This window comes from Brevibacillus brevis (assembly GCF_900637055.1).
Lineage (GTDB): Bacteria > Bacillota > Bacilli > Brevibacillales > Brevibacillaceae > Brevibacillus > Brevibacillus brevis.
Genome location: NZ_LR134338.1, coordinates 4,115,059 through 4,136,418 on the forward strand (window position 1 = coordinate 4,115,059; position 21,360 = coordinate 4,136,418).

Below are 21,360 nucleotides of genomic sequence, written 5' to 3' on the forward strand. Positions count from 1 at the left end.
TTCGCCCCATGCTAGAATTACTTTGTTGTATGACTGTATGTCTATGGTCGTATTAAGGAGGTGACACACATGCCAAACATTAAATCCGCGATTAAACGCACCAAAACAATCGAAAAGCGTCGCGCACACCGTGCTTCTCAAAAGTCTGATCTGCGCACTTCCATCAAGAGCTTTGAGAAAGCTGTCGCTGCTTCCGATGTAGCATTGGCGAAATCTACTCTTCTGGTGGCTGTGAAAAAGCTGGACAAGGCCGCTTCGAAAGGTCTCATTCATAAAAACGCAGCAAACCGTCAAAAGTCTCGTTTGATGAAAAAGCTTAACGTTCTGAGCGCTCCTGTAGCGTAAGAGACCAAGCGCAAAAAAACCCCGTGAACATCTTGTTCTAGGGGTTTTTTTTACTGTGAAAAACGTCACGACCGTTTTGTTCGTTCGTCATGTGCACGTGCAATAAATAATTCGAGGGCGAGACGCTTGTCCACTTGCCCTGACTTCATTCGAAAATCTTCTTCCGCCAGAATGCCCAACAGCTTTTTCAACGACTCTTCGGAAAAATGACGCGCTTGCTCCATGGCTTTTTTCACCGCGTAAGGATGCATTTTAATCATGCCTGCCATCTGTTGCTGTGAATAACCACGCGGAGCCAATTGCTTGACATGCAACAGCATGCGGAACTGCCTCGCCAAGAGAGCCAGCAGCTTGATCGGCTCCTCTCCTGTTTTCATGCAGTCGTACATCATCCTGAGTGCCCTGTCCAATCTCCCCGAAGCGACCTGTTCAATCAGCGCGAACACATCCTGCTCCAGCGTACGTGCTCCTAGCTGCTCTATGACATCGTCCGTGATGCTTTCACCCACCCCGACAAACAGAGCCATCTTTTCGATTTCCTTGTCCAGAAGACGCAGCTCGGCTCCCACACGCTCCACCAGCTTCATGGCTTGCTGACGATCGATTTTCGCCTCGTATTTACCCGCTTGCCGCTCTACCCAGCCGTACAAATCTCCGTCTTTTAGCAACGGAAAAGGGATCACTTTCGCTTTTTGCTGCAGCGTTTTGACCAGCTTTTTTCGTTCATCGAGCTTGTCAGCTTCTGTATGTAGGATAAGTGTGGTGTAGGGAGGCGGATTTTGCAAATAATCGAGCAGAGCATCTGGGTCGCTTTCTACCTTAGTCGAAGGTTTGCTTCCTGTTAAAAAGTAGGCTTGTCTGGCAATCACCAATCGATGCTCACCCATAAACGGCAAGGTTTCCGCATCCTGCAGGATTTCACTCAATCCTGTTTCGGTACAATCATACACACTCATATTCAAATCCATAAATTCTGGATCAATCATTTCTTTTCGAGACAACGCCAAAAAATCTTCGGCCAGAAAAGACTCCGGACCGTATAAGACGTAGATCGGCGAGAATTGTTTTTGCCTTATTTCGCGAATAGCCGATAGGAGTGGCATACGTCTTCTCCCCTTTCCTTCTTCTTACCTGCGTTATTATAGCACATGTTGATCAGAACAAAGCGAAAAAAAACCGCCACCAGTGAATCGGTAGCGGTTTTTTCATCCGTTGGCACCTCTATGTAAACGTTTAGGGAAAAGCCCCGGGATTCCTCCTCCCCAAACGGTAAGCAGGGGGTGCTTGATAATGTACTATACGCAAAATCCCCGCAAGCGGTGCCGGTCCATACGTGGAAAAAAGTTAGTCATTATCATCTTTATCTTTTTTCTTCTCTTTATTTTTTCCCTTGTCTTTCTCCTCTTGCTTGTCCCCGCCGTCGTCCTTATCGTCATTAGCAGGTTCTTTGTCTTCTCTGTCCGGATTCTCTTCCAGTCCGATCGGCCATACCGGTGGCTTATCATCGGTAATTACTGGCGTTGGAGGTGCAGGTTTCTTTTGTGGTGGTGGCGTCGGATTCGTTTTCTTCGGAGGCGGTGTTTTCTTTTGAACGTTCTTTGCTGGTGGCTTTTTACTCTTGGTATGAGTAGTTGTTCCAGCAGACTTTTTTGTCTTGTCCTCTTCCTCTTTTGAATTCGATGGGATTGGATTATTGCTTGGAGGAGTAGGATCTTCTGGCCCAAGAGTTTTGGGTTGTTCCACGACCGCTGGTGTCATGTCCGTTCCGTTCTGGAACGAATCGACTTCTTGCTTCTTACCATCACCACTAGAAAACAGCATGCCAACCAATAAGCTGGCAGCGAAGACGTCTCGCGCTTAACTTCCAGAGTGGGCAGGATTTCCTCGTTCACCGTAGATTTCACCGCAGCAGGCTTTGCAGCGGCTGATTCCAGCTTGGGCAGGATCGAATCTACGATGCTGAACGGAGGTACGACAGGGGGCAGATGTTCTAACTGTTGTGACACATCTTTCAAACGGTTGTACATAAGCTGCAGATCAGCATCTTTCTGAATCAAACGATGGAGCAATTGCTGCTCTGACTCCAACAGATCTCCATCCAGATCCCGCTGCATGAGTTCAAAAATCTCTTCGTTGGTCATCAACCGATCCCCCCTTTCTGGTAGTCGTACAACAGCTCCTGTAACTGTTGCCTAGCCCGAAATAAATACGACTTTACCGTGTTAAGCGGCAAATCTAGTGCCTCCGCTATTTCTTGATAGGACAAATCCTCTAGATAGCGGAGTACTACAACCATCCGGTATTGCTTTGGCAATCTTCCGATGGCTTCCTGGATGTCATTCGACAGCCCGGTGAGAAGGATTTCTTCTTCTACGTTGTTACGATCAGGAATGATCAACTCGTGCTCGTCAATTGAGACCGTTTCCTTCTTCGCGCGAAATTTATCCATACAGACGTTGCTGACAATGCGTTGTACCCAGGTAGAGAACTTTGCTTTTTCCTGATAGGTGTCCAACTTTCGATAAATTCGAATGAGGACTTCCTGGGAGGCATCAAGCGCGTCTTGTTCGTTCCCTAGAATATAATAAGCGCTTCGGTAAACGGAGGTCTCAATAGATCGAAGCAGTTCGACTAGCGCGTCATGATCCCCGGATTGCGCCATCCTGATCAACTCTGCTTCATGCATATTCACTTCTCCCCCCTACAGACGGTTCGCTCATTGAAAAAGTTGCAAACAGATTATGTATCCAATATTTGGGCCTGCCAATATAATCCCGCAGGTGTAATCACCAGCGTAATCGCTCCATGAGCATCAGTCCTGTACACGGCGGAACCCGATTTTTTTAAGCGATGCAGTACTTCGGACGATGGATGCCCGTACCGATTTTTCACCCCGGCAGAGATGACAGCAACTTTTGGTGCTGTGACTGCAAGGAGCTCTTCGGTACTCGAGGTATTGCTGCCATGATGGGCTACTTTCAAAACATCCACAGAAGTCAAACCGTTTTGAACAAGCAGACTTTCCCCATCCTTTTCAATGTCACCCGTAAACAATACAGTCTTGTTGAAAGCAGTCAGCTGAAGTACTACGGATGCATCATTTCCTGAGAAGGTCGATTCACCCGATCCACCCGGGTGCAGCCACTTCCACTCGATTCCCGGCCCATCTGACCATGATTGCCCCGGGATCCCGGTTAAAATCGGAACTCCTTCTTGTTGGAAAAGCTGGACAATCTCGCTCTCCAATTTGGAAGGTGCTGTTCCATTCACCAATACCTCGCCAAAAGAAAAATGAGGAACAAGCGCTTTTAAACCCCCGATGTGATCCAAATCGCCATGCGTCATGACGACACGGTCGATTTTCTCGATTCCTCTGGCCATCAGAAACGGCAGAACGACATCTTTCCCCACCTCAAAAGGGTCACGTTTTTCCATCCATGGTTCAGCAGCTGGGAACCGCATTGTCCCACCCGCATCCATTAAGTATACCTTCTGATCACCAATTTCGACAACGATGGAATCCCCTTGTCCGACATCAAGGAAGGTAATTCGCACTTCTTCGACTCCAGAAAAGGGCTGTCTGGCCGCGACAATGAACAAGAGAAATATAACGAAAGAAAGCATTATATCACGCTTTCGATGATAGCCCAACTTCCATGAAATGGGCAGGACACCTAAAAAGCAGGTATACAAAACAAGCCACCACCAAGAAGGATGCGGCCAATAGGTGAAGGGGAGCCTTATTTTTTCAATAGCAAACAGCGGGAGATGAATCCATTTCAGCATAGCCGTCGATACCCAAACAGGGATCACGGCCAAAAACGGATGGACAAAGTCGAGAACTACTGCGATATACCCGAACGGTAGCGCTATAGCCGAGAGAATCGGTGTCACTACCAAATTGACCAGCCAAGACACAGGTGAAAACAAATGAAAATGGTAGATGAGAAACGGAAAAGAAACGAGCTGGGCTGACAAAGTAACCGCCACAAGTGTACGAATCCAGACGGGTACCCGAACAAACACATGCAAACTGTATGGCACAAAAATAATCAGACCAAGTGTGACCGCAAAGGAAAGCTGAAAACCGACATGCCACAGCTGATACGGATTTACCACCAGCATCAGAATGAGTGCGCCTGCCCAGACGTCCTTGCCGTCCAACCTCTTTCCAAATACCTGACAGAGAAGCCCCACACTCCCCATCAATCCAGATCGGATTGCGGACGCGCTGGCTCCCACCAAAAGCACATACCCGAACAAGAACAAAATCGTTACGGCAAATGCCAGTCTGCGTCTGATTCCAATCCGTTCCAAACACCACATAAACATGGAGCTGACCAATGTCACATGCAAACCGGAAATCGCGAGGATATGACTTAAGCCCAAATTCGAATACATCGCCGCAAGCTCAGGGTTCACCTCTTGTCCAAGGCCAAGCAGCAACGACTTCATGTACCCCGCTGTCTCTGGATCTGTAAATAATGTTTCAATTCGCTTGGCACCCGAGTCCTGCCATTCTTGAAAGCTCGCCGTCACCGAAAAAACAGGTGTCATATCAACCGCTTGATAGCTTGTTTCCCCTGTGACATGGACACCTTGCCAATACAAATAACTGGCGTAGTCGAAGGCATGAGGATTGCGCGCAGTAACTGGCAAGGATAGTCGGATCGGAGCCACAATAACACTGCCACGCCTCCACTTCTCTATTTGTGATGCTTCCTGGAAAGAAGCAAGTTTAACACGAAGCGCGATTTTTTCGAGAGACCGATGCTCTTTCTGATCACGCTGATTTTCACCCCATGATGTGATCGTGACAAAAAATCGTGCTACATCGCCGTCCCGTCTAACGGGTGAATCAATGACACCTTCTATCCAGACCCTCTGCTCCCTTTCTGCCAATGGTTTCACTTCAGAGCTGTGGAGATTCTCGTACCCATAAAAAAAGAGACCTGCTAGAATAGAAATCAGTGAGTAGCATGCAACGTATTTGCGGTATGGTAACGGGATACATGCAACGAGTGCCCATGATACGCCTGCAGCCAAAAGCAGCCAAGCAGGATGCAAATAGGCGGACAGAATGAGGCCGATCATCATCGCTAGGCTTGCTATCCATACTGACACTGCAATCCCCCCGTCCTGTTCTTTCATGAACCGTTTTGTCGAACGATTCACAGACTCCTAAGGGAGTATATCTAACTGAATGGGGACAAAAATAGAAAAGAAGAAAGGCTAATTCCCTTGTAGAATCAGCGTTTTGCAGGTCAATCACTGGCACTCATAAGAGATTGCGCTGATGGTCGATACATGATAGAGTTAGCAGGAGCAATCCAGTGAGAGGAAGAGTCATTTCTTATGTGCGGAATCGTATCACTCTATAACAAGCGGCAAAAGCCTGTTCAACAAGAAGCGATTAGTGCAATGACGGGTGTCATCCTGCACCGTGGTCCAGATGACGATGGTTTTCACCTTGAAGACAACATCGCCCTGGGCTTTCGTCGTTTAAGCATCATTGACGTGGAAGGCGGACATCAACCGCTGTTTAACGAAACACGTGACATCTGGATTATTGGTAACGGTGAAATCTACAATTACAAAGAGTTACAGCAATGGTTAAAGGACATCGGTCACGTTTTCCATACCGATTCTGATATTGAAACCATCCTCCACCTTTATGAAGAGGTAGGAACAGATGCACCCAAGCATTTGCGCGGGATGTTTGGCTTTACGATCTACGACTCCCGTAAAAAACGTATGTTTGGGGCACGCGACCATTTTGGAATCAAGCCTCTCTACTATGTCGAGACGAATGATTCGATCGGGGTTGCCAGCGAGATTAAAAGCTTGCTGGAGCTGCCAGGATTCAAGCGTGAAGTGAATCCAACCGCTTTTTATCACTATTTGACATTCCAATATGTACCGGATCCTGAAACGATGTTTGCTGGCATTTACCGTATACCGCCTGCACACTCGTTCGTGATTGAAAACGACCAGATCAAGCTGGAAAGGTACTGGGATGTAGAATTTAAGCCCGATGAAAGCAAGCCGTTCTCTTATTTTGTTGAGGGTACGCGCAGTGTCATGCTTGAATCTGTCGACAAACACCGGATTAGTGAAGTCTCTCGTGGAGCCTTCTTGTCTAGTGGCGTTGACTCTAGCAGTATCGTTGGGATGCTGCGTACATTCGAGCCAGTCAAATCTTTTTCTGTCGGTTCGGATATTCCGGGTTACAGCGAACTCGATTATGCGAAGCGAACTGCCGGGTATTTGGGATCGGAGCATTTCGAGCGCGTGATAAACGCCAAGCAGTACATGGATGAATTGCCACGGCTCATCTGGCATCAGGACGAACCGGTAGCGGACCCTTCTGCCATCCTGCTCTATTTCGTAGCACAGATGGCGAGTGAACACGTAACCGTCGTATTGTCCGGTGAAGGTGCAGATGAATTTTTTGGCGGATACAATATTTACAGAGAGCCTCATTCTCTCAAAATGTTTTCCGGAATGCCTGGCTGGATGCGCCAATCCATCGGATACATGGCAGAACGCCTCCCCGATCAGGTAAAAGGGAAAAACTTCCTCATCCGCGGATCGAAAACGGTTGAGCAACGCTTCTTCGGAAACGCGCTGATTTTCAGCGAAGAAATGAAAAAGCGTGTCGTGATGGAAGATATTACCCGTTCGGAAGCGTATGTATCTCCTTTCACCATTACTGAAGAGATTTACAAACGCGCTTCCGAATATGACGATGTGACCAAGATGCAATACTTGGACATTCACACTTGGCTCAGAGGCAACATTTTGATGAAGGCCGACAAGATGACGATGGCCAATTCTTTGGAGCTGCGTGTGCCTTTCATTGATCTGAAGGTATTTGAATTCGCCGCTACCATTCCAACGAAGTACAAAATTGCCAACGGCACCACCAAGCACGTGCTCCGTGAAGCGATGAAAGACTTCTTGCCACCTGAGATCCAAATGAGAAAGAAGCTCGGCTTCCCTGTTCCGACTCGTCATTGGCTCAAAAACGAATTTTACAAATGGGCAAAAGAGATCATTTTCGAATCCAAGGTGGATAATTTGATCAATAAGGCCTATGTTCTGTACATGCTCGATGAACACCGCGAAGGCAATGCGGATTACAGTCGCAAAATCTGGACGATCCTGGTCTTCATGCTGTGGCATCAAATCTTCATTGAGCAAAAGCACAATTTTGAGCCTTATGTCAGCCCGAATGTAGACCTTCGCCGCAAAAAAAATACGCTGCAGCATATCGGCTAACAGCGAAAACACCATAAATAGATTTGCAGACCCTCTCTTACTTTTCGTAGCATCGTTGATAGAGAACAAGTTCTCTCTATGAACGTATCGCTATGTGAAGGACGGGAGGGTTTTTGTTATGGTGCTGGAATGGTGGGAGCGTTATCGTCGTTTCATCTTGCTGACTGCGGCTGTGCTGTTTGTCGGTTGTAGCTATTGGCTCTATCAACGCGACCAATCGCATAAGACTGACGAACTACCGTTGCGTTCTCCTGCTTATGCAGCATCGAATCTGCAAACAAAAGAACGGACAGATGATTCAGCAGCTGCTCAACCTGCCAAGCCTCTAAAAGCGACACTGGAAAAAGATAAGGATAAGGAACCACCCCCCTCTCCTCTCTATGTCGATGTGAAAGGGCAAGTGAAAAATCCTGGATTATACCAATTCGAACCAGGTACGCGTGTCGCAAATGCCATCGAAAAAGCAGGTGGTGCACTGCCTGATGCCGACCTCGTCCAAATCAATTTGGCAGAGCCGCTCACAGATGGAGCTGCTCTTGTCATCCCGGCTAAAGGGGCAGCCGCGCCAGTCTCCACATCCATTGGCCTTGTACAGTCTTCCGCCCGCGTGTCCACCACTGGTGCCTCCACAACCATTAATATCAACACGGCAACTGTCGAAGAGCTCATGAGCCTTCCCGGGATTGGAGAAGCTCGTGCCAAGGCAATCGTGGATTACCGGTCAAAACAAGGGCCATTTCGTTCAGCGGATGACCTGAAACAGATTGAGGGAATTGGCGAGAAGATGTTTGCACGGATAAAGGATCGGCTGGCGGTACAATGAGTACTCAGCATCCGGTCATGATCATAGGCACTCCTACATAGAATGGGAAAAGAATATCGGAGGGAGGTATGCCCATGAATAGAATTGGGTTCATTGGTACGGGCAGCATGGGCAGTATCTTGATTGAATCTTTACTGTCAGCCAAGGCGCTGACTCCTGGTCATGTCTTTATCAGCAACAGAACCCCTGCGAAGGCGCAGCAACTGGCAGAAAAACATCCCGGGCTCATTGTCGCGCACAGCAATGCCCAATTGGTCAAAGAAGCCACAACGATCGTGCTGTGCGTCAAGCCACTGGAATATAGCGTGATGCTGGAACAAATTGCTCCTGCCTTAACGCCAGATCACCTATTGATTACGATCACCAGTCCGATCAAGCTTGCGGATCTGGAGTCTCAAGTTCCATGTGCAGTTGCCAGAGTCGTTCCTTCTATAACAAATGCAGTAAAGAGTGGTGTCAGTTTATGTGAGTTTGGATCACGTATCCAAGAGGAACAACGTCAATTTATACGGAGTCTGTTTGCCCACATTAGCTCCCCTATTGAGATTTCGGAGCCTTTTTTACGAATTACTTCTGACATTGTCAGTTGCGGGCCAGCGTTTCTCAGCTATATTTTGCAGCAAATGATTCAAGAAGCCGTTGAAGAAACTGGCATTTCCGCAGAAGCTGCTACTTACATGACCACGCAAATGCTAATTGGAATGGCAGATCTTTTACGCGAAGAAGCATTCACCCTCCCTACTCTGCAAAAGAGGGTCTGCGTGCCCGGAGGAATTACTGGGGAAGGACTGATTCCTTTGCAAGACGGAATTCCCGGTCTTTTCGCCCAAGTATTTCGCCGCACACAAGCGAAGTTTGCCGAGGATCAAGAACTGGTTGCACGAAATTTGAGCAATCAACCGCATTAGCGCAAAACGAAGAAACGATATTTACGAAAAAAGGAGTGGATACCTGTCAGTCACAGGCTCCGCTCCTCTTCTCATTTTTTGCCGTCCTTTTCTTAACGAACGACGATATTCACCAGTTTGCCTGGAACAGCGATGACTTTGACGATCGTTTTTCCTTCGATCAGTTCTTGGATCATCTCGTTGTTTTTCGCCATCTCTTCCATCTGTTCTTTCGTCGAATCAGAAGCGATGAGCAGCTTCTCTTTGTTTTTGCCGTTAATTTGCAGGACGATTTCTACCTCGTCTTCAACCAGCTTCGCTTCGTCATACGTAGGCCATGCTTCGTATGCCAGACTCTCGCTGTGGCCCAGTTTTTCCCACAGCTCTTCACCCAAGTGCGGAGCGATTGGAGACAGCATTTTCACAAAGTCTTCCATGAATTTCTTCGGCAGAACTTCTGCTTTGTACGCTTCGTTTACGAATACCATCAACTGAGAGATACCTGTATTGAAACGCAGGCCCTCGTAGTCTTCCGTTACTTTTTTCACAGTTTGGTGGTACACGCGCTCCATGCCAGCCACATTGGAGGTTTCCACGATTTTTTCGTTCAGCTCACCGTTGTCGCCCACAAACAGACGATATACGCGATCCAGGAAGCGGCGTGCGCCATCCAATCCTTTTGTCGACCAAGCGATCGAAGCATCCAGTGGTCCCATGAACATTTCGTACATGCGCAGTGTGTCAGCACCATGGCTGTTGATAATATCGTCTGGGTTTACGACGTTGCCTTTGGACTTACTCATTTTCTCGTTGTTTTCACCCAGGATCATCCCTTGGTTAAACAGCTTTTGGAATGGTTCCTTGGTTGGTACGACACCGATATCGTACAGGAACTTGTGCCAGAAACGAGAGTAGAGCAAGTGCAGCACCGCGTGTTCCGCACCGCCAATGTAAATGTCGATTGGCAGCCATTCTTTCAGTTTTTCTGGATCAGCCAATGCCTTGTCATTGTGCGGATCGATGAAGCGCAGGAAGTACCAGCAGCTACCCGCCCATTGCGGCATCGTGTTTGTCTCACGACGCGCTTTCATTCCTGTTTCCGGATCGACAGTGTTTACCCACTCCGCGATGTTTGCCAATGGCGATTCACCTGTACCGGATGGTTTGATTTCTTTTGTTTTTGGCAACACGATTGGCAGTTCGGATTCCGGAACGACTTTCATCGTGCCATCTTCCAGATGGAGAATCGGAATTGGCTCACCCCAGTAGCGTTGACGGCTGAACAGCCAGTCGCGCAGACGGTACGTTACCTTGCGATTTCCTTTGCCTTCCGCTTCCAGCCACTCGATCATTTTGCTGATCGCCTGTTCTTTGTTCAAACCATCGAGCATGCCGGAGTTGATGTGCTCTCCGTCGCCTGCATACGCTTCCTTGGAGATATCTCCGCCAGCGATTACTTGCTTGATTGGCAGATCGAATGTTTTCGCGAACTCATAGTCGCGTTCATCGTGCGCTGGAACCGCCATGATAGAGCCTGTTCCGTAGCTGATCAGCACGTAATCTGCAATCCAGATTGGCAGACGCTCGCCGTTTACCGGGTTGATCGCATATGCTCCGGTAAATACTCCTGTCTTTTCTTTCGCCAGATCGGTACGCTCCAGATCGCTCTTGCGCTTCGCTTGATCCAGGTACGCTTCCACTGCTTCTTTTTGAGCTGGTACGGTAATTTGCTCAACCAGCTTGTGCTCAGGAGCCAGTACCGCATAAGTTGCTCCGTAGAGAGTGTCTGGACGAGTCGTAAAGACAGTAAAGGTTTCGTCATGACCTTCGATACCAAAAGTTACTTCTGCCCCTTCAGAACGACCGATCCAGTTGCGTTGCATTTCCTTGATGCTCTCTGGCCAATCCAGTTCATCCAGGTCAGCGAGCAGTCTTTCCGCATACGCAGTAATTTTCAAGACCCATTGCTTCATTGGACGGCGTTCTACTGGGTGTCCGCCACGCTCACTTTTCCCGTCAATGACTTCTTCGTTCGCCAAAACTGTTCCCAGAGCAGGGCACCAGTTTACAGCTACCTCGTCAATATAAGCCAAGCCGTGCTCATACAGCTTCGTAAAAATCCATTGCGTCCACTTGTAGTAATTCGGATCGGTCGTGTTGATTTCGCGATCCCAGTCGTAGGAAAATCCGAGCGACTTAATTTGGCGACGGAAGGTGTTGATATTGTGCTCGGTGAATTCTGCCGGATCGTTTCCTGTATCGAGCGCGTATTGCTCCGCTGGCAAACCAAACGCATCCCAACCCATTGGATGGAGAACGTTATATCCTTGCATCCGCTTCATGCGGGACAAAATATCAGTAGCCGTATAGCCTTCCGGATGTCCTACGTGCAGGCCAGCTCCAGATGGATACGGGAACATATCGAGTGCGTAAAACTTTTTCTTGCCCTCATCCTCGGAGGTTTTGAAGGTCTTGTTCTGCTCCCAATATTGCTGCCACTTCTTTTCGACATTTTGATGACTGAATACCATGGTAAAGCACTCCCATCTTAAAATAGGTGAAAATACGAAAACCTCTATCGAGGATTGCTCAAGGATGAGCGATCGCGTATTAGCGGAATGTTTTCCGTATAAAAAAACCTCACATCCCAGATCGCTCTTGCGAAAGGGACGAGAGGTTGTTAACATTCCCGCGGTACCACCCAGATTGGCAAATGACAAGCATTCACCCACTTGTTTCATCCGTATCGGGGATAAACCGCTCACCCTTACGCAGTCATTGCTTGAATGACCTTGGGGGCAAGTGCTGGGAGGTGAGTTCAGATAGATCCGGGTTGACTTGCACCATCCGCCAACTCTCTGTGAATGCTCGAATCCTATTCCTACTTTTCCTCTTAAACGCGTCGAAATCTGTAGTTATAACGCCATTATAGTCAATCCGAACCAATCATGTCAAACTTTTCGGCTTGCGGGCTGAAAAAAATAGGCGCTCACTCGCTTCTTGTGGCGGCATATCCGAGTAATCAGCGGTGATGACAATGTCTGTGAAGCCGGCATCTGTCAGCCAGCGCATCAGTTGGACAGGCTGGTAAGCCCGTTGCCAATGTTCCTCTTCCATCCGCTCGTACAGTCCGTTTGGCTGACGAATGAAAAACGTTAACTGATGCTCTACCTCCAGTCGCAGCGGGTCGCAAAAACATTGCCAAATGTACGAAACTTCATCTTCTACATGTGTGAACGTCTCGTCTCCGAAAATGTGCAGCATCTTGTACGGACTGTGCACATCAAACAGAAAGCTCCCACCGGGGGCGAGATGAGCGAAAACGCGCTTGAACGTTTCCTGCACATCCGCTTCCTCTGTAAGATAGCTCAATGAATCACACAAGGAGATGACCGCATCCGCTTCTGGCAAGGACAGCTCCCGCATATCCTGCTCCACCCAAGCTACATCCACTTGCTCCTGCCTCATTTTGTCATAGGCGATCGCAAGCATTTCTGTTGAGAGATCCACTCCCGTAACACGGTATCCCCGCTTGGCGAGTGGGATCGCAATCGTACCAGTCCCACAGCCAAGATCAATGACCCGCACAGGCTTCTCTCCCTTTGTCCAATGACGCTCGACCCAATCGAGCCACTGATCATAAGGAGTATCCGCCATCAGCCTGTCATATACAGCGGCCATATGTGCGTATGCCATCTGATCTTACCCTTGCGCGCTGAAGGAAACTTCCTCTGCGTCCTTCCACAGGCGCTCCAGGTTGTAAAACTCGCGATCTTCGCGATGGAAAACGTGAATGACGATATCGCCCAGATCAACCAGTACCCAGCGACCTTCATCCGCTCCTTCAATACCGCGGACGTCAAAGCCGTTTTTGTGGGCTTGATCACGGATTTCGCGAACAATTGCCTGTACTTGACGCTCGTTGTTTCCGTGGCAAATCATGAAATAGTCTGCGATGACGGACAGCTTTTTAATATCGAGCACCTTCAAGTTCTCTGCTTTCTTGTCCTCTGCTGCCTTCACAACCAACTGGGCCAAATCTTCTACTGTTTTAACCATTAAAACCCTCCTTCTCTCCCTTTGCGGGAAACCAAATCGTTATATGCCGTCAATGTCAACGGGAAAACCGTCTTTTGCTTCTCTATCAAAAATTGAATCGTGCCTCCCAAGGCGAGTGCCAGGGCAGCATCCAAATCATGCATGGCTTTGGCGCGAATAAAATCGACACCAGGGTAAACGCGGTTTGGTTCTATATAGTCTGCCACACAGACGACTTTTTCTAACAGGGACATGCCAGCCCGACCCGTTGTATGGTAGCGAACGGCTTGTAAAATATCTGCATCCGTTACACCAAGATCAGTCTGGATCACAATGGCTGCTGCAAAGGCGTGCCACAGCTCTTTTTCCCCTTCCAAAAGCTCTGTAGGCATATCGTGGCGAACGAGAATCTCGAACATTTTTTCCACAGGCCAGCACTTACAGTAATCGTGCAACAGTCCAGCAAGCTCGGCTTTGTCAGGATCAGCCCCGAATCTCTCTGCCAGCTCGCGAGCCGACGCAGCCACCCCTAGCGTGTGATTGTATCGTTTTTCATGCATTTGTTGCCGTATGCGAACGAGAAGCTCTTCCCGATTATCCAAAAGTCTCATAGATTCGGTTCTCCTTTATATAGCGCTCCACGGCATCAGGTACAAGATAACGTATGCTTTTTCTGGCAGCTGCCTTCTCGCGAATCATTGTGGAGGAAATGTCCCAAACAGGCATCTCCACAAATGTGACGTCCTCACTCGATTTTAGGTCCAGTTCGGTTCCTGGCCTCGCTAGACCTATAAATCGTACCATATGAATCAGCTCTTTGTACTGGTACCATTTGGGCAAGATTTTCACCATATCTCCTCCCATGATAAAGGAAAACCGGCAATCCGGAAACTGCCTGATGAGCTGAATCATCGTGTCATAGGTGTACGATGGACCTTCTCTTGCGAACTCCACATCTGTTACACGAAACACCTCGTGATCAGACACGGCGAGCTGAACCATTTGCAAGCGGTGATGCGCCAGCGTCAGACTCTCTCTCTTTTTGTGCGGTGGAACGTGTGTAGGCATAAACCAGACTTCATCCAGGCCCGCTTGCTCTCTGGCTTGTTCGGCCGCCAGCAAGTGTCCGCAATGAATCGGGTCAAACGTTCCTCCCATGATCCCTACTTGCTTGATTGGCTCTCTCATCGCATGCAGGTCACTTATGGCAGCTTGATCGTCTTGTTCTCCCGGGACTCTTTGTACAAGACAACCGTATGGCCAATCAACTGCACAAGTTCTGCTCCAGCACCTGCTGCCAGATCTTCTGCCACTTGATGTTTATCGTCATTATTGTTTTGCAAAATCGCTACCTTGATCAATTCACGTACTTCCAACGCTTCTTTGATCTGCGTGATCATATTTTCGTTTACGCCGCCTTTTCCTACTTGGAAAATCGGGGTGAGATGATGTGCTTCTGCGCGCAAAAAGCGCTTTTGCTTGCCGGTCAACATCGGCAATGCCTCCTTTTACATCCTGCAAAATCAGGTTGTTTTCTTTAATTGTTGCAAGACGACCTCACGCATAACCCCAGTTGGTGCTCGTTCGCCCGTCCACAGCTCGAAAGCCAGTGCACCTTGATTCACGAACATGCCGATTCCGGAATGAACAGTGGCTCCGATAGCACGCGCTTCTTTAAGCAGACGCGTTTCGAGCGGGTTATAAATCAGATCGCTAACGGTTAAACCAGAATGAAGCCATTCTGCTGGCACAGGTGTCTCCTGTACGTTTGGCAGCATTCCGATCGATGTCGTATTGATCAACAGCGAAGAGTCCGCGATAGCTGCTTCCCCTTCACCCTGTTCTACGATTTTCGTAGGGACAATCGTCCCGACATGCTCAGCCAATACTGCGGCTCTTTCCCGGGAGCGATTGATGATGCGAATTTCCTTGACTCCATGTTCAGCCAAAGTAAACGCCACTGCACGCGCAGCGCCTCCAGCCCCTACCATGGTTACCACTTGCTTTTCAAGAACGATTCCCGTCTCTTCCACAAGCGAACGAACATAGCCCATACCATCTGTGTTGTAGCCAATCAAGCGCCCATCACGAGAAACGACAGTATTGACGGCACCGATTCGTTTGGCAAGCGGATCGATTTCATCCAGCATCGGCATGATAGCGACCTTGTGGGGGATCGTGACGTTAATCCCTTTCAAGCCTAACGCGCGAATACCCGCGACTGCATCTTCCAGATTTTCCGGTTCCACATCGAACGCAGCGTAGGCAAATCCCAACCCGGTCTCTGAAAAAGCTGTATTGTGCATCATCGGTGATTGCGAGTGGGAAACTGGATGCCCAAACAGGCCAACCAGTTGTGTTTTGCTTGTAATCATGGAGCTTTTCCTCCCCGGACGTCTCTCTATAGCATATGGCAAGGGGCAAGGCTAACTCGACTTTTCTTGTTTAAGCTAGATCAGCCCTTTGCGCATCCCAACACTTACGCCTTTAGGTGCATGCACGACAACACTTGCTTCGTGTTTTCCTTGGATGCTGACCCAGCCCAAACCGGAAATTACGATGTCAGTCGTCATGGTGGACTTGTTGATTTTAAAGGTGTGCTTCACAAATGGTGGAAGTGCTTTCGCAGCTTCCTCCCCTGTTGGCGGCACCAGCAAGGTTCCATGATGCTTTTGCATCACTTCGTCTGCTTTCTCCAGCTTCGTCCGGTGGATGTACAGGTCGTTGTCGACATAGATGATAAACGGCTGTCTCTCTCCGCGTACGAAGTCGATACGGGCTAACCCACCCAAAAAGAGTGATTGTCCATCATCGAGCTGATACACCTTGGAGTTGATCCGGCTGGTCGGGGTAATCTTCCTCAGATCAGTCGGGGATACCATATGTCCAATCTGGTCGCGATTAATGATTCCCGGCGTATCAAAAATGGAGCGGCCATCCTCGAGTGGAATCTCGATTTTGTCCAGCGTTGTACCTGGGAATGGCGAAGTGGTAATCTCCAGCTCAGCCGCACCGTAGTCATGCAAGATGCGGTTGATCATAGTCGATTTTCCTGCGTTGGTCACACCCACGATGTAAACATCTCGTCCTTTGCGCAGCTCTCCAATGCGATTCAACAGTTCATCGATATGAAGCCCTTTTTGCGCGCTGATAAGTACGACATCCTCTGGGCGCAGTCCGCGTTCTTTTGCTTCGTGCTGCATCCAGTTGCGTACGCGGTTCAGGTTGATGTTTCTCGGCAGTAGATCGACCTTGTTACCCACGAGCAAAATCGGATTTTTCCCGACAAAACGTGGCAAACCCTTGAGCCAGGAGCCTTGGAAGTCAAAAATATCGACTACCATTACGACAAGAGAGTCTGTAGAACCGATGCCATCCAAAATCTTGAGGAAGTCATCATCGCCCATTCCTACGGGAGCTACTTCATTATAATGCTTGATGCGATAACACCGCTGGCAAATGACTACCTTTCTGCCAAGTGCGGACTCAGGTGCATAGCCAGGCTTTTTTGCATCCGCTGTCTGAATGGCAATCCCACATCCAGCACAAGAGCCATGCGATTGTTCCGTCATGCTTTTCTCCTCCACGAAACCATTCCTTTCCTCTCCATCCAAATAAGGGCCACACGCTCCATCTGACGATTAAAGCGCGTCCAAAAACCATCCGTCTGGGCCACAGGAACGACCAGGATCGTATGAAATCCTAATCGATTTCCTCCCAGCACATCGGTAAACAATTGATCGCCAATGACAACAGTCTCAGCGATGGTTACATTCATCTGCCGCACTGCCTGCAAGAAGGCACGGTTTGTCGGCTTTTTGGCCGCATAAATAAACCCGAGATTTAATGGGGCACAGAAGCGGTCTACACGCTCCTTGTTGTTGTTGGAGACAACAGTGACCTGTATGCCTGCCTCATGCAAGCGAGCAAGCCAGTTGATGACCTCCTGGGTTGCATGTGGCCTGTCCCATTCCACCAAGGTATTATCCAAGTCTGTAATCACCGCACGGATGTTATTTCGTTTCAATTGATCTATGTCAATGTGATGGATTGATTCGACGAACTGACTAGGCATCAGCTTCTCTAAAAACACGGGGCACCTCCAAATGATGTGAAGCAATCAACCGCGATTTCGGCACCTACTATACCATAATCGACCACTTGGTTGCAAAACAAAAAGCATGATCACCACTTGCATTGCTCTGTCATTCTGTGTAGAATAACGTTACCAAGAAAACTGTTTTTGTTTTTATAGTTTTCTGTTATGTTGTTTTGGCTGGGGGTTGATTGCAATTAAAAACCGGATCATGAAAGGTTTTATTGAAGAGATTCGCGATAAAGGCATGAAATTTTCCATGGATGATTTGGCGAAGCGGCTCGGGATCAGCAAACGCACGTTATACGAGCACTTCTCATCTAAGGTAGAAATTCTGGAAACAATCATTCAGCAGTCCTTTGAAGAGGGCGATGAAAAAACACAGCAAATTCTCGCAGACGACAGTCTCTCTCTTATCGATAAAATCAAAGGTGTCATGATGGTTTTACCGACACACTATGAATTTTATGATCTGCGCATCCTCGAACAGATGAAGCGGTATTATCCTGAGCAATATGCCCAAGTAGAGGCTTCTCTATCCGAGGATTGGCAGACGCTTCGCGTCCTTCTCGAGCAAGCGATTCGAGAAGGGCTCATCGTCAATATGGACGTCACGCTCATGCTGAAGGTTATTGTCGATGCGGTGAATTCTACACTCGACCAGCGTTTTTACATGAAAAACCAGATTACAGTCTCAGAGGCGCTTTCCGCTATTGTAGATGTCCTCTTGTTTGGATTGGTACCAGCGAATAAAAGGTAACAAATGACTCGTGGTCATCCCACTAACTTTGGAAGACCACGATATCGTTTTTTGTAAAAAAACCAATAAAACAAAAATAGTTTTTATAGTTAAGAGGTGTTCCATTATGTCTATTTTTACGCAAATGACCAAACAACAACGAATCGGACTTTTGTTTGTCATCCTGATCCTTTTTATCGACATGCTGCTGTACAGCTTGTTGATTCCAATTGTACCTTATTTTACGGAAATGCTTCAGCCCTCCTCTACCATGATGGGCGTGCTGTTTAGCAGCTATGCCGTCGCGATGCTCATTGCCACCCCTATTTTCGGGCCGATATCCGATCGGGTTGGCAGACGGACCATGCTTTTGATCGGCTTACTCGGTCTCGCCGCTTCCACGTTATTGTTTGCTTTCTCTGAGACAATGGCCTTGTTGATTACCGCTCGTTTTGTTCAAGGTATAGCTGCTGCGGCTACATGGCCAACTGCCCTTGCCCTCTTGGCGGATTTGTTCCCATCCAAAATGCGCGGAGCTGTTATGGGAATTGCATTGACCGCGATTTCAACTGGTACATTGCTTGGAGCGCCGATTGGAGGATGGTTGTTTGAAATCAGTGACCATCGCATGCCTTTCCTGGCAGCAGCAGCCTTTACCGTGATCAACATTGTGCTGGTCTACTTGTTCTTGAAGGAAGACGCGACAAGAACTGAAAGTGAAAAGCTTCATGTCGGTGGATTCATCCGCAATCCGCAAGTCATCTTTATTGCTGGAATCGTCCTGTTGGCTGAGATTTCCCTTTGTTTGCTGGAACCGACGTTGCCCGTATTTTTTACAGAGAAACTCAGCATGACACCGACAACGATTGGTCTCTTGTTTGGGGTCATGACACTCGCCTACGGACTGATCGCCCCAGTTGCCGGCTCCCTTTCCAGCCGCATGAATCCGTTTCAACTCATGTTTGGCGGAATCATCACGCTGGCTGTGTTTCTGCCATTTTTGGCGTTGGCTGACTCTCTCTGGCAGGCAATGCTCGCAATGGCTTTAGTCGGGGCTAGTATTGGCTTTACCTTATCGCCAACCTTGGCTACGTTGGGGGCCATTATTGACCAAGGAGGAAGCGGCGCATACGGCACGGCATACTCTCTCTTTAATATGTTTCACGGAATCGGAATGGTTGCAGGCCCACTGGCAGGGGGAATTTTGACGGATTTACTGCCTGTATCCTCTGCCCTCCTGATCGTGGCAGCGTCCATCCTTGGTTTCGGCATTTTACTTTTTGTCCAATTAAAAGCAAGCAAATCCGCCCGTCTTTGCACCAAGGAAAGCGAGATGAAATTTTGAGTTTGTCTATTCGTGCTATTACGAAAGAAAATTGGCGCCAAATTGCCTGCTTGACTGTAACGGAAGGTCAACACTCCTTCATCGAGAGCAACGCTTTTTCCATCGCCCAATCAGGTTTTGAGCCAGAATGGATATCATGCGGTCTGTATGACAAGGACATCGCTGTTGGTTATGCCATGCACGGAATCGAAGTAGAGAATGGCCGAATTTGGCTGGATCGCTTTATGATTGATGGTAGCCATCAGGGTAAGGGCTACGCCAAAAAGTTTCTGCACATGCTCGTTGATGAAATGTGCAGACGCTACAGCTGTACGCGCATTTACTTGAGTATTCATCCTGAAAACGAGTTCGCGCGAAAGCTGTATGAGTCGTTTGGCTTTACCTCAAATGGCGAAATGGATGGTCCGGAGGAAGTGATGGTCCTCGACCTGACAAATGAATAGAAAAGGCACCGCTTCTGTCGATAATGACGAAGGCGGTGCCTCTTTTTGCAGCTATGGTTGACTTTTACGTGCTTCCATCAGTCGCTTGACCTTCTCTGTCGGAGTCCAGCATTGGAATCGGTAGTCTGGACGTGTCTCATAGGTCAGACGAGAACATCGATAGCTGGCTCCTCCCGTACCTTTCTCCACGCGAAAATGAATACAGGTCGCACAGCAATGAAAGGCATTCTCTGTCTCCACCGTTCTCCCTCCCCTACTTCCCCAGCTTCCACGAAAACATCGAGAGCTGTTCGTACCTCTCCCCTTGCTGCTCGGCAAAATTCGAAAAGCCTACGCCCACCAATCGAACGCCTGCCGTATAGTCAAAGGCGTCGAGCAAATCGTCCAACAGCTCCTGCCAGTTGGCCCCAGCCACAGCCTTGTGTTGCTTGGTCCGCTGGGTAAAGTCCGCGTACTTGATTTTGAGTGTTATCGTCTGGGGCTCGACCCCTTCCTCGCGGATGTCCTCTTCGACCTCACGCAAAAGGGAAGTGGCAATCGGAGCAATCGCATCCCTGTCAAACAAGTCAAAGGGCAGTGTCGTTTCGCGGCTCAATGATTTCGGCGCGCGGTCCATTTCAATTTCGCGATTGTCTTCTCCTCTCGCCCGGTAATAGAGGGAACGACCGAATTTCCCAAATAATACAGTGGCCTCATCGAGTGAAAGCCGCCAAAAATCCTCTACCGTCTCAATCCCCTTTTTCGCGAGCAGCTCCTGCGACTTTTTGCCGACTCCATGCAAGGTGCCAATTGGCAACGACCGCAGCACATCCAAAGCCTGCTCAGGTCGGATGATGACAAAGGCATCCGGCTTTTTCAAGTCACTGGCAATCTTAGCCAACGACATATTGTAGGAAAGTCCGATGCTGCAAGTAAGTCCGGTCTCCCGTTTGATTCGCCTCTTGATATCGTGGGCGATGGGGACCGCATTCTCGTAATGGGACACGTCTAAATAAGCCTCGTCTAGCCCTACTGTTTGATAACGCTCTGTATAAGAAGTAAATATCTGTCTGACTTCAGCAGATTTTTCGATATAACGGCTATAGCGGACAGGCAAATAAAAGCCTTGCGGACATTTTTTCCTCGCCATGGCTACAGGCATTGCTGAGCGAACACCGTATTTTCGCGCCTCGTAGCTGCAGGTCGATACGACACCGCGATTGCCAATTCCCCCGACAATAACCGGCTTCCCCCGCAATTCGGGGCGATCTAACTGCTCTACACTCGCGAAAAATGCGTCAATATCCAAGTGAAGAATTTTTTTCATAGGGATACCCACCAAACATACATTCTCATTTCTATTATCCCTGTTTTGTTCCATTGA

The 21,360-nt window shown here is 48.5% G+C and carries 23 protein-coding genes and 1 other annotated feature; of the genes, 7 read left to right on the forward strand and 16 right to left on the reverse strand.

The annotated features are described in order from the left end of the window. Positions 1-69 precede the first annotated feature (69 nt). Entirely contained in the window at positions 70-345 is a 276-nt protein-coding gene (gene rpsT, locus EL268_RS19755; RefSeq protein ID WP_005833151.1) for a 30S ribosomal protein S20, read from the forward strand. 65 nt (positions 346-410) lie between these two features. Here the strand turns inward: rpsT and holA are convergent, their stop codons facing one another. The 5 genes from holA to EL268_RS19775 all read right to left on the reverse strand — a co-directional run bounded on the left by holA (position 411) and on the right by EL268_RS19775 (position 5,496). Continuing rightward, entirely contained in the window at positions 411-1,448 is a 1,038-nt protein-coding gene (gene holA, locus EL268_RS19760; protein WP_106656656.1) for a DNA polymerase III subunit delta, read from the reverse strand. 241 nt (positions 1,449-1,689) lie between these two features. Beyond that, a complete protein-coding gene (locus tag EL268_RS33435) occupies positions 1,690-2,088 on the reverse strand; it encodes a hypothetical protein (protein ID WP_232029945.1) in 399 nt (132 codons plus the stop codon). 11 nt (positions 2,089-2,099) lie between these two features. Next, positions 2,100-2,486, reverse strand: a complete 387-nt coding sequence (locus EL268_RS33440; protein WP_232029948.1) for an anti-sigma factor — start codon at positions 2,484-2,486, stop codon at positions 2,100-2,102. Beyond that, a complete protein-coding gene (locus tag EL268_RS19770) occupies positions 2,486-3,031 on the reverse strand; it encodes an RNA polymerase sigma factor (RefSeq protein WP_012685711.1) in 546 nt (181 codons plus the stop codon). Before EL268_RS19770 ends, EL268_RS33440 begins: the two co-directional genes overlap by 1 nt. A gap of 53 nt (positions 3,032-3,084) precedes the next feature. Continuing rightward, on the reverse strand, positions 3,085-5,496 hold the full coding sequence (locus tag EL268_RS19775) for a DNA internalization-related competence protein ComEC/Rec2 (protein WP_106656657.1): 2,412 nt from the start codon (positions 5,494-5,496) through the stop codon (positions 3,085-3,087). Positions 5,497-5,700: 204 nt separating this feature from the next. Here EL268_RS19775 and asnB point away from each other — a divergent pair, with 204 nt between their 5' ends. The 3 genes from asnB to comER all read left to right on the forward strand — a co-directional run bounded on the left by asnB (position 5,701) and on the right by comER (position 9,357). Continuing rightward, positions 5,701-7,626, forward strand: coding sequence for an asparagine synthase (glutamine-hydrolyzing) (asnB, locus tag EL268_RS19780; protein ID WP_106656658.1), 1,926 nt, complete (start codon positions 5,701-5,703; stop codon positions 7,624-7,626). A 118-nt stretch (positions 7,627-7,744) separates the two neighbouring features. Next, on the forward strand, positions 7,745-8,449 hold the full coding sequence (locus tag EL268_RS19785) for a ComEA family DNA-binding protein (protein ID WP_106656659.1): 705 nt from the start codon (positions 7,745-7,747) through the stop codon (positions 8,447-8,449). Between the two features lie 74 nt (positions 8,450-8,523). Continuing rightward, a complete protein-coding gene (comER, locus tag EL268_RS19790) occupies positions 8,524-9,357 on the forward strand; it encodes a late competence protein ComER (RefSeq protein WP_106656660.1) in 834 nt (277 codons plus the stop codon). Between the two features lie 92 nt (positions 9,358-9,449). Here the strand turns inward: comER and leuS are convergent, their stop codons facing one another. The 9 genes from leuS to EL268_RS19835 form a co-directional block, all read right to left on the reverse strand. Further along, a complete protein-coding gene (leuS, locus tag EL268_RS19795) occupies positions 9,450-11,867 on the reverse strand; it encodes a leucine--tRNA ligase (RefSeq protein WP_106656661.1) in 2,418 nt (805 codons plus the stop codon). 131 nt (positions 11,868-11,998) lie between these two features. Further along, positions 11,999-12,243: a binding site (T-box leader), on the reverse strand. A gap of 39 nt (positions 12,244-12,282) precedes the next feature. After that, on the reverse strand, positions 12,283-13,032 hold the full coding sequence (locus tag EL268_RS19800; protein WP_106656662.1) for a class I SAM-dependent DNA methyltransferase: 750 nt from the start codon (positions 13,030-13,032) through the stop codon (positions 12,283-12,285). Between the two features lie 6 nt (positions 13,033-13,038). Beyond that, positions 13,039-13,395, reverse strand: a complete 357-nt coding sequence (rsfS, locus tag EL268_RS19805; RefSeq protein ID WP_047072622.1) for a ribosome silencing factor — start codon at positions 13,393-13,395, stop codon at positions 13,039-13,041. Next, complete coding sequence (yqeK, locus tag EL268_RS19810; RefSeq protein WP_106656663.1) at positions 13,395-13,985, reverse strand: bis(5'-nucleosyl)-tetraphosphatase (symmetrical) YqeK; 591 nt, start codon at positions 13,983-13,985, stop codon at positions 13,395-13,397. Before yqeK ends, rsfS begins: the two co-directional genes overlap by 1 nt. Continuing rightward, complete coding sequence (locus EL268_RS19815) at positions 13,969-14,562, reverse strand: nicotinate-nucleotide adenylyltransferase (RefSeq protein ID WP_106656664.1); 594 nt, start codon at positions 14,560-14,562, stop codon at positions 13,969-13,971. The genes yqeK and EL268_RS19815 overlap by 17 nt, the downstream gene beginning before the upstream one ends. A 14-nt stretch (positions 14,563-14,576) precedes the next feature. Next, entirely contained in the window at positions 14,577-14,867 is a 291-nt protein-coding gene (gene yhbY / locus EL268_RS19820) for a ribosome assembly RNA-binding protein YhbY (RefSeq protein WP_007727776.1), read from the reverse strand. Positions 14,868-14,897: 30 nt separating this feature from the next. Beyond that, positions 14,898-15,749: a shikimate dehydrogenase gene (locus EL268_RS19825; RefSeq protein ID WP_106656665.1), complete on the reverse strand. Its 852-nt coding sequence runs from the start codon at positions 15,747-15,749 to the stop codon at positions 14,898-14,900. Between the two features lie 75 nt (positions 15,750-15,824). Further along, a complete protein-coding gene (gene yqeH, locus EL268_RS19830; RefSeq protein WP_106656666.1) occupies positions 15,825-16,946 on the reverse strand; it encodes a ribosome biogenesis GTPase YqeH in 1,122 nt (373 codons plus the stop codon). Further along, positions 16,943-17,467: a YqeG family HAD IIIA-type phosphatase gene (locus EL268_RS19835; RefSeq protein WP_106656667.1), complete on the reverse strand. Its 525-nt coding sequence runs from the start codon at positions 17,465-17,467 to the stop codon at positions 16,943-16,945. Before EL268_RS19835 ends, yqeH begins: the two co-directional genes overlap by 4 nt. 199 nt (positions 17,468-17,666) lie before the next feature. On the opposite strand from EL268_RS19835, the gene EL268_RS19840 reads away from it, so the two are divergent. The 3 genes from EL268_RS19840 (at position 17,667) to EL268_RS19850 (ending at position 19,997) form a co-directional block, all read left to right on the forward strand. Next, a complete protein-coding gene (locus EL268_RS19840) occupies positions 17,667-18,230 on the forward strand; it encodes a TetR/AcrR family transcriptional regulator (protein WP_106656776.1) in 564 nt (187 codons plus the stop codon). Positions 18,231-18,336: 106 nt separating this feature from the next. Then, a complete protein-coding gene (locus tag EL268_RS19845; RefSeq protein ID WP_106656668.1) occupies positions 18,337-19,554 on the forward strand; it encodes an MFS transporter in 1,218 nt (405 codons plus the stop codon). Next, positions 19,551-19,997: a GNAT family N-acetyltransferase gene (locus EL268_RS19850; protein ID WP_106656669.1), complete on the forward strand. Its 447-nt coding sequence runs from the start codon at positions 19,551-19,553 to the stop codon at positions 19,995-19,997. The genes EL268_RS19845 and EL268_RS19850 overlap by 4 nt, the downstream gene beginning before the upstream one ends. 51 nt (positions 19,998-20,048) lie before the next feature. Here EL268_RS19850 and EL268_RS19855 read toward each other — a convergent pair whose 3' ends face one another. Both EL268_RS19855 and EL268_RS19860 read right to left on the reverse strand, forming a co-directional pair. Then, positions 20,049-20,237 (reverse strand): hypothetical protein, encoded by a 189-nt coding sequence (locus EL268_RS19855; protein ID WP_106656670.1) that lies wholly within the window; start codon positions 20,235-20,237, stop codon positions 20,049-20,051. Between the two features lie 13 nt (positions 20,238-20,250). Next, positions 20,251-21,303 (reverse strand): DNA polymerase IV, encoded by a 1,053-nt coding sequence (locus EL268_RS19860; protein WP_106656671.1) that lies wholly within the window; start codon positions 21,301-21,303, stop codon positions 20,251-20,253. Between the last annotated feature and the right edge of the window lie 57 nt (positions 21,304-21,360).

Bases quoted from the DNA above. Each gene is read 5' to 3' on its own strand.
- rpsT (WP_005833151.1), top strand. From the start codon at position 70: ATGCCAAACATTAAATCCGCGATTAAACGCACCAAAACAATCGAAAAG.
- holA (WP_106656656.1), bottom strand. From the start codon at position 1,448: ATGCCACTCCTATCGGCTATTCGCGAAATAAGGCAAAAACAATTCTCG.
- EL268_RS33440 (WP_232029948.1), bottom strand. From the start codon at position 2,486: ATGACCAACGAAGAGATTTTTGAACTCATGCAGCGGGATCTGGATGGA.
- EL268_RS19770 (WP_012685711.1), bottom strand. From the start codon at position 3,031: ATGCATGAAGCAGAGTTGATCAGGATGGCGCAATCCGGGGATCATGAC.
- EL268_RS19775 (WP_106656657.1), bottom strand. From the start codon at position 5,496: ATGAAAGAACAGGACGGGGGGATTGCAGTGTCAGTATGGATAGCAAGC.
- asnB (WP_106656658.1), top strand. From the start codon at position 5,701: ATGTGCGGAATCGTATCACTCTATAACAAGCGGCAAAAGCCTGTTCAA.
- EL268_RS19785 (WP_106656659.1), top strand. From the start codon at position 7,745: ATGGTGCTGGAATGGTGGGAGCGTTATCGTCGTTTCATCTTGCTGACT.
- comER (WP_106656660.1), top strand. From the start codon at position 8,524: ATGAATAGAATTGGGTTCATTGGTACGGGCAGCATGGGCAGTATCTTG.
- leuS (WP_106656661.1), bottom strand. From the start codon at position 11,867: ATGGTATTCAGTCATCAAAATGTCGAAAAGAAGTGGCAGCAATATTGG.
- EL268_RS19800 (WP_106656662.1), bottom strand. From the start codon at position 13,032: ATGGCATACGCACATATGGCCGCTGTATATGACAGGCTGATGGCGGAT.
- rsfS (WP_047072622.1), bottom strand. From the start codon at position 13,395: ATGGTTAAAACAGTAGAAGATTTGGCCCAGTTGGTTGTGAAGGCAGCA.
- yqeK (WP_106656663.1), bottom strand. From the start codon at position 13,985: ATGAGACTTTTGGATAATCGGGAAGAGCTTCTCGTTCGCATACGGCAA.
- EL268_RS19815 (WP_106656664.1), bottom strand. From the start codon at position 14,562: ATGAGAGAGCCAATCAAGCAAGTAGGGATCATGGGAGGAACGTTTGAC.
- yhbY (WP_007727776.1), bottom strand. From the start codon at position 14,867: ATGTTGACCGGCAAGCAAAAGCGCTTTTTGCGCGCAGAAGCACATCAT.
- EL268_RS19825 (WP_106656665.1), bottom strand. From the start codon at position 15,749: ATGATTACAAGCAAAACACAACTGGTTGGCCTGTTTGGGCATCCAGTT.
- yqeH (WP_106656666.1), bottom strand. From the start codon at position 16,946: ATGACGGAACAATCGCATGGCTCTTGTGCTGGATGTGGGATTGCCATT.
- EL268_RS19845 (WP_106656668.1), top strand. From the start codon at position 18,337: ATGTCTATTTTTACGCAAATGACCAAACAACAACGAATCGGACTTTTG.
- EL268_RS19860 (WP_106656671.1), bottom strand. From the start codon at position 21,303: ATGAAAAAAATTCTTCACTTGGATATTGACGCATTTTTCGCGAGTGTA.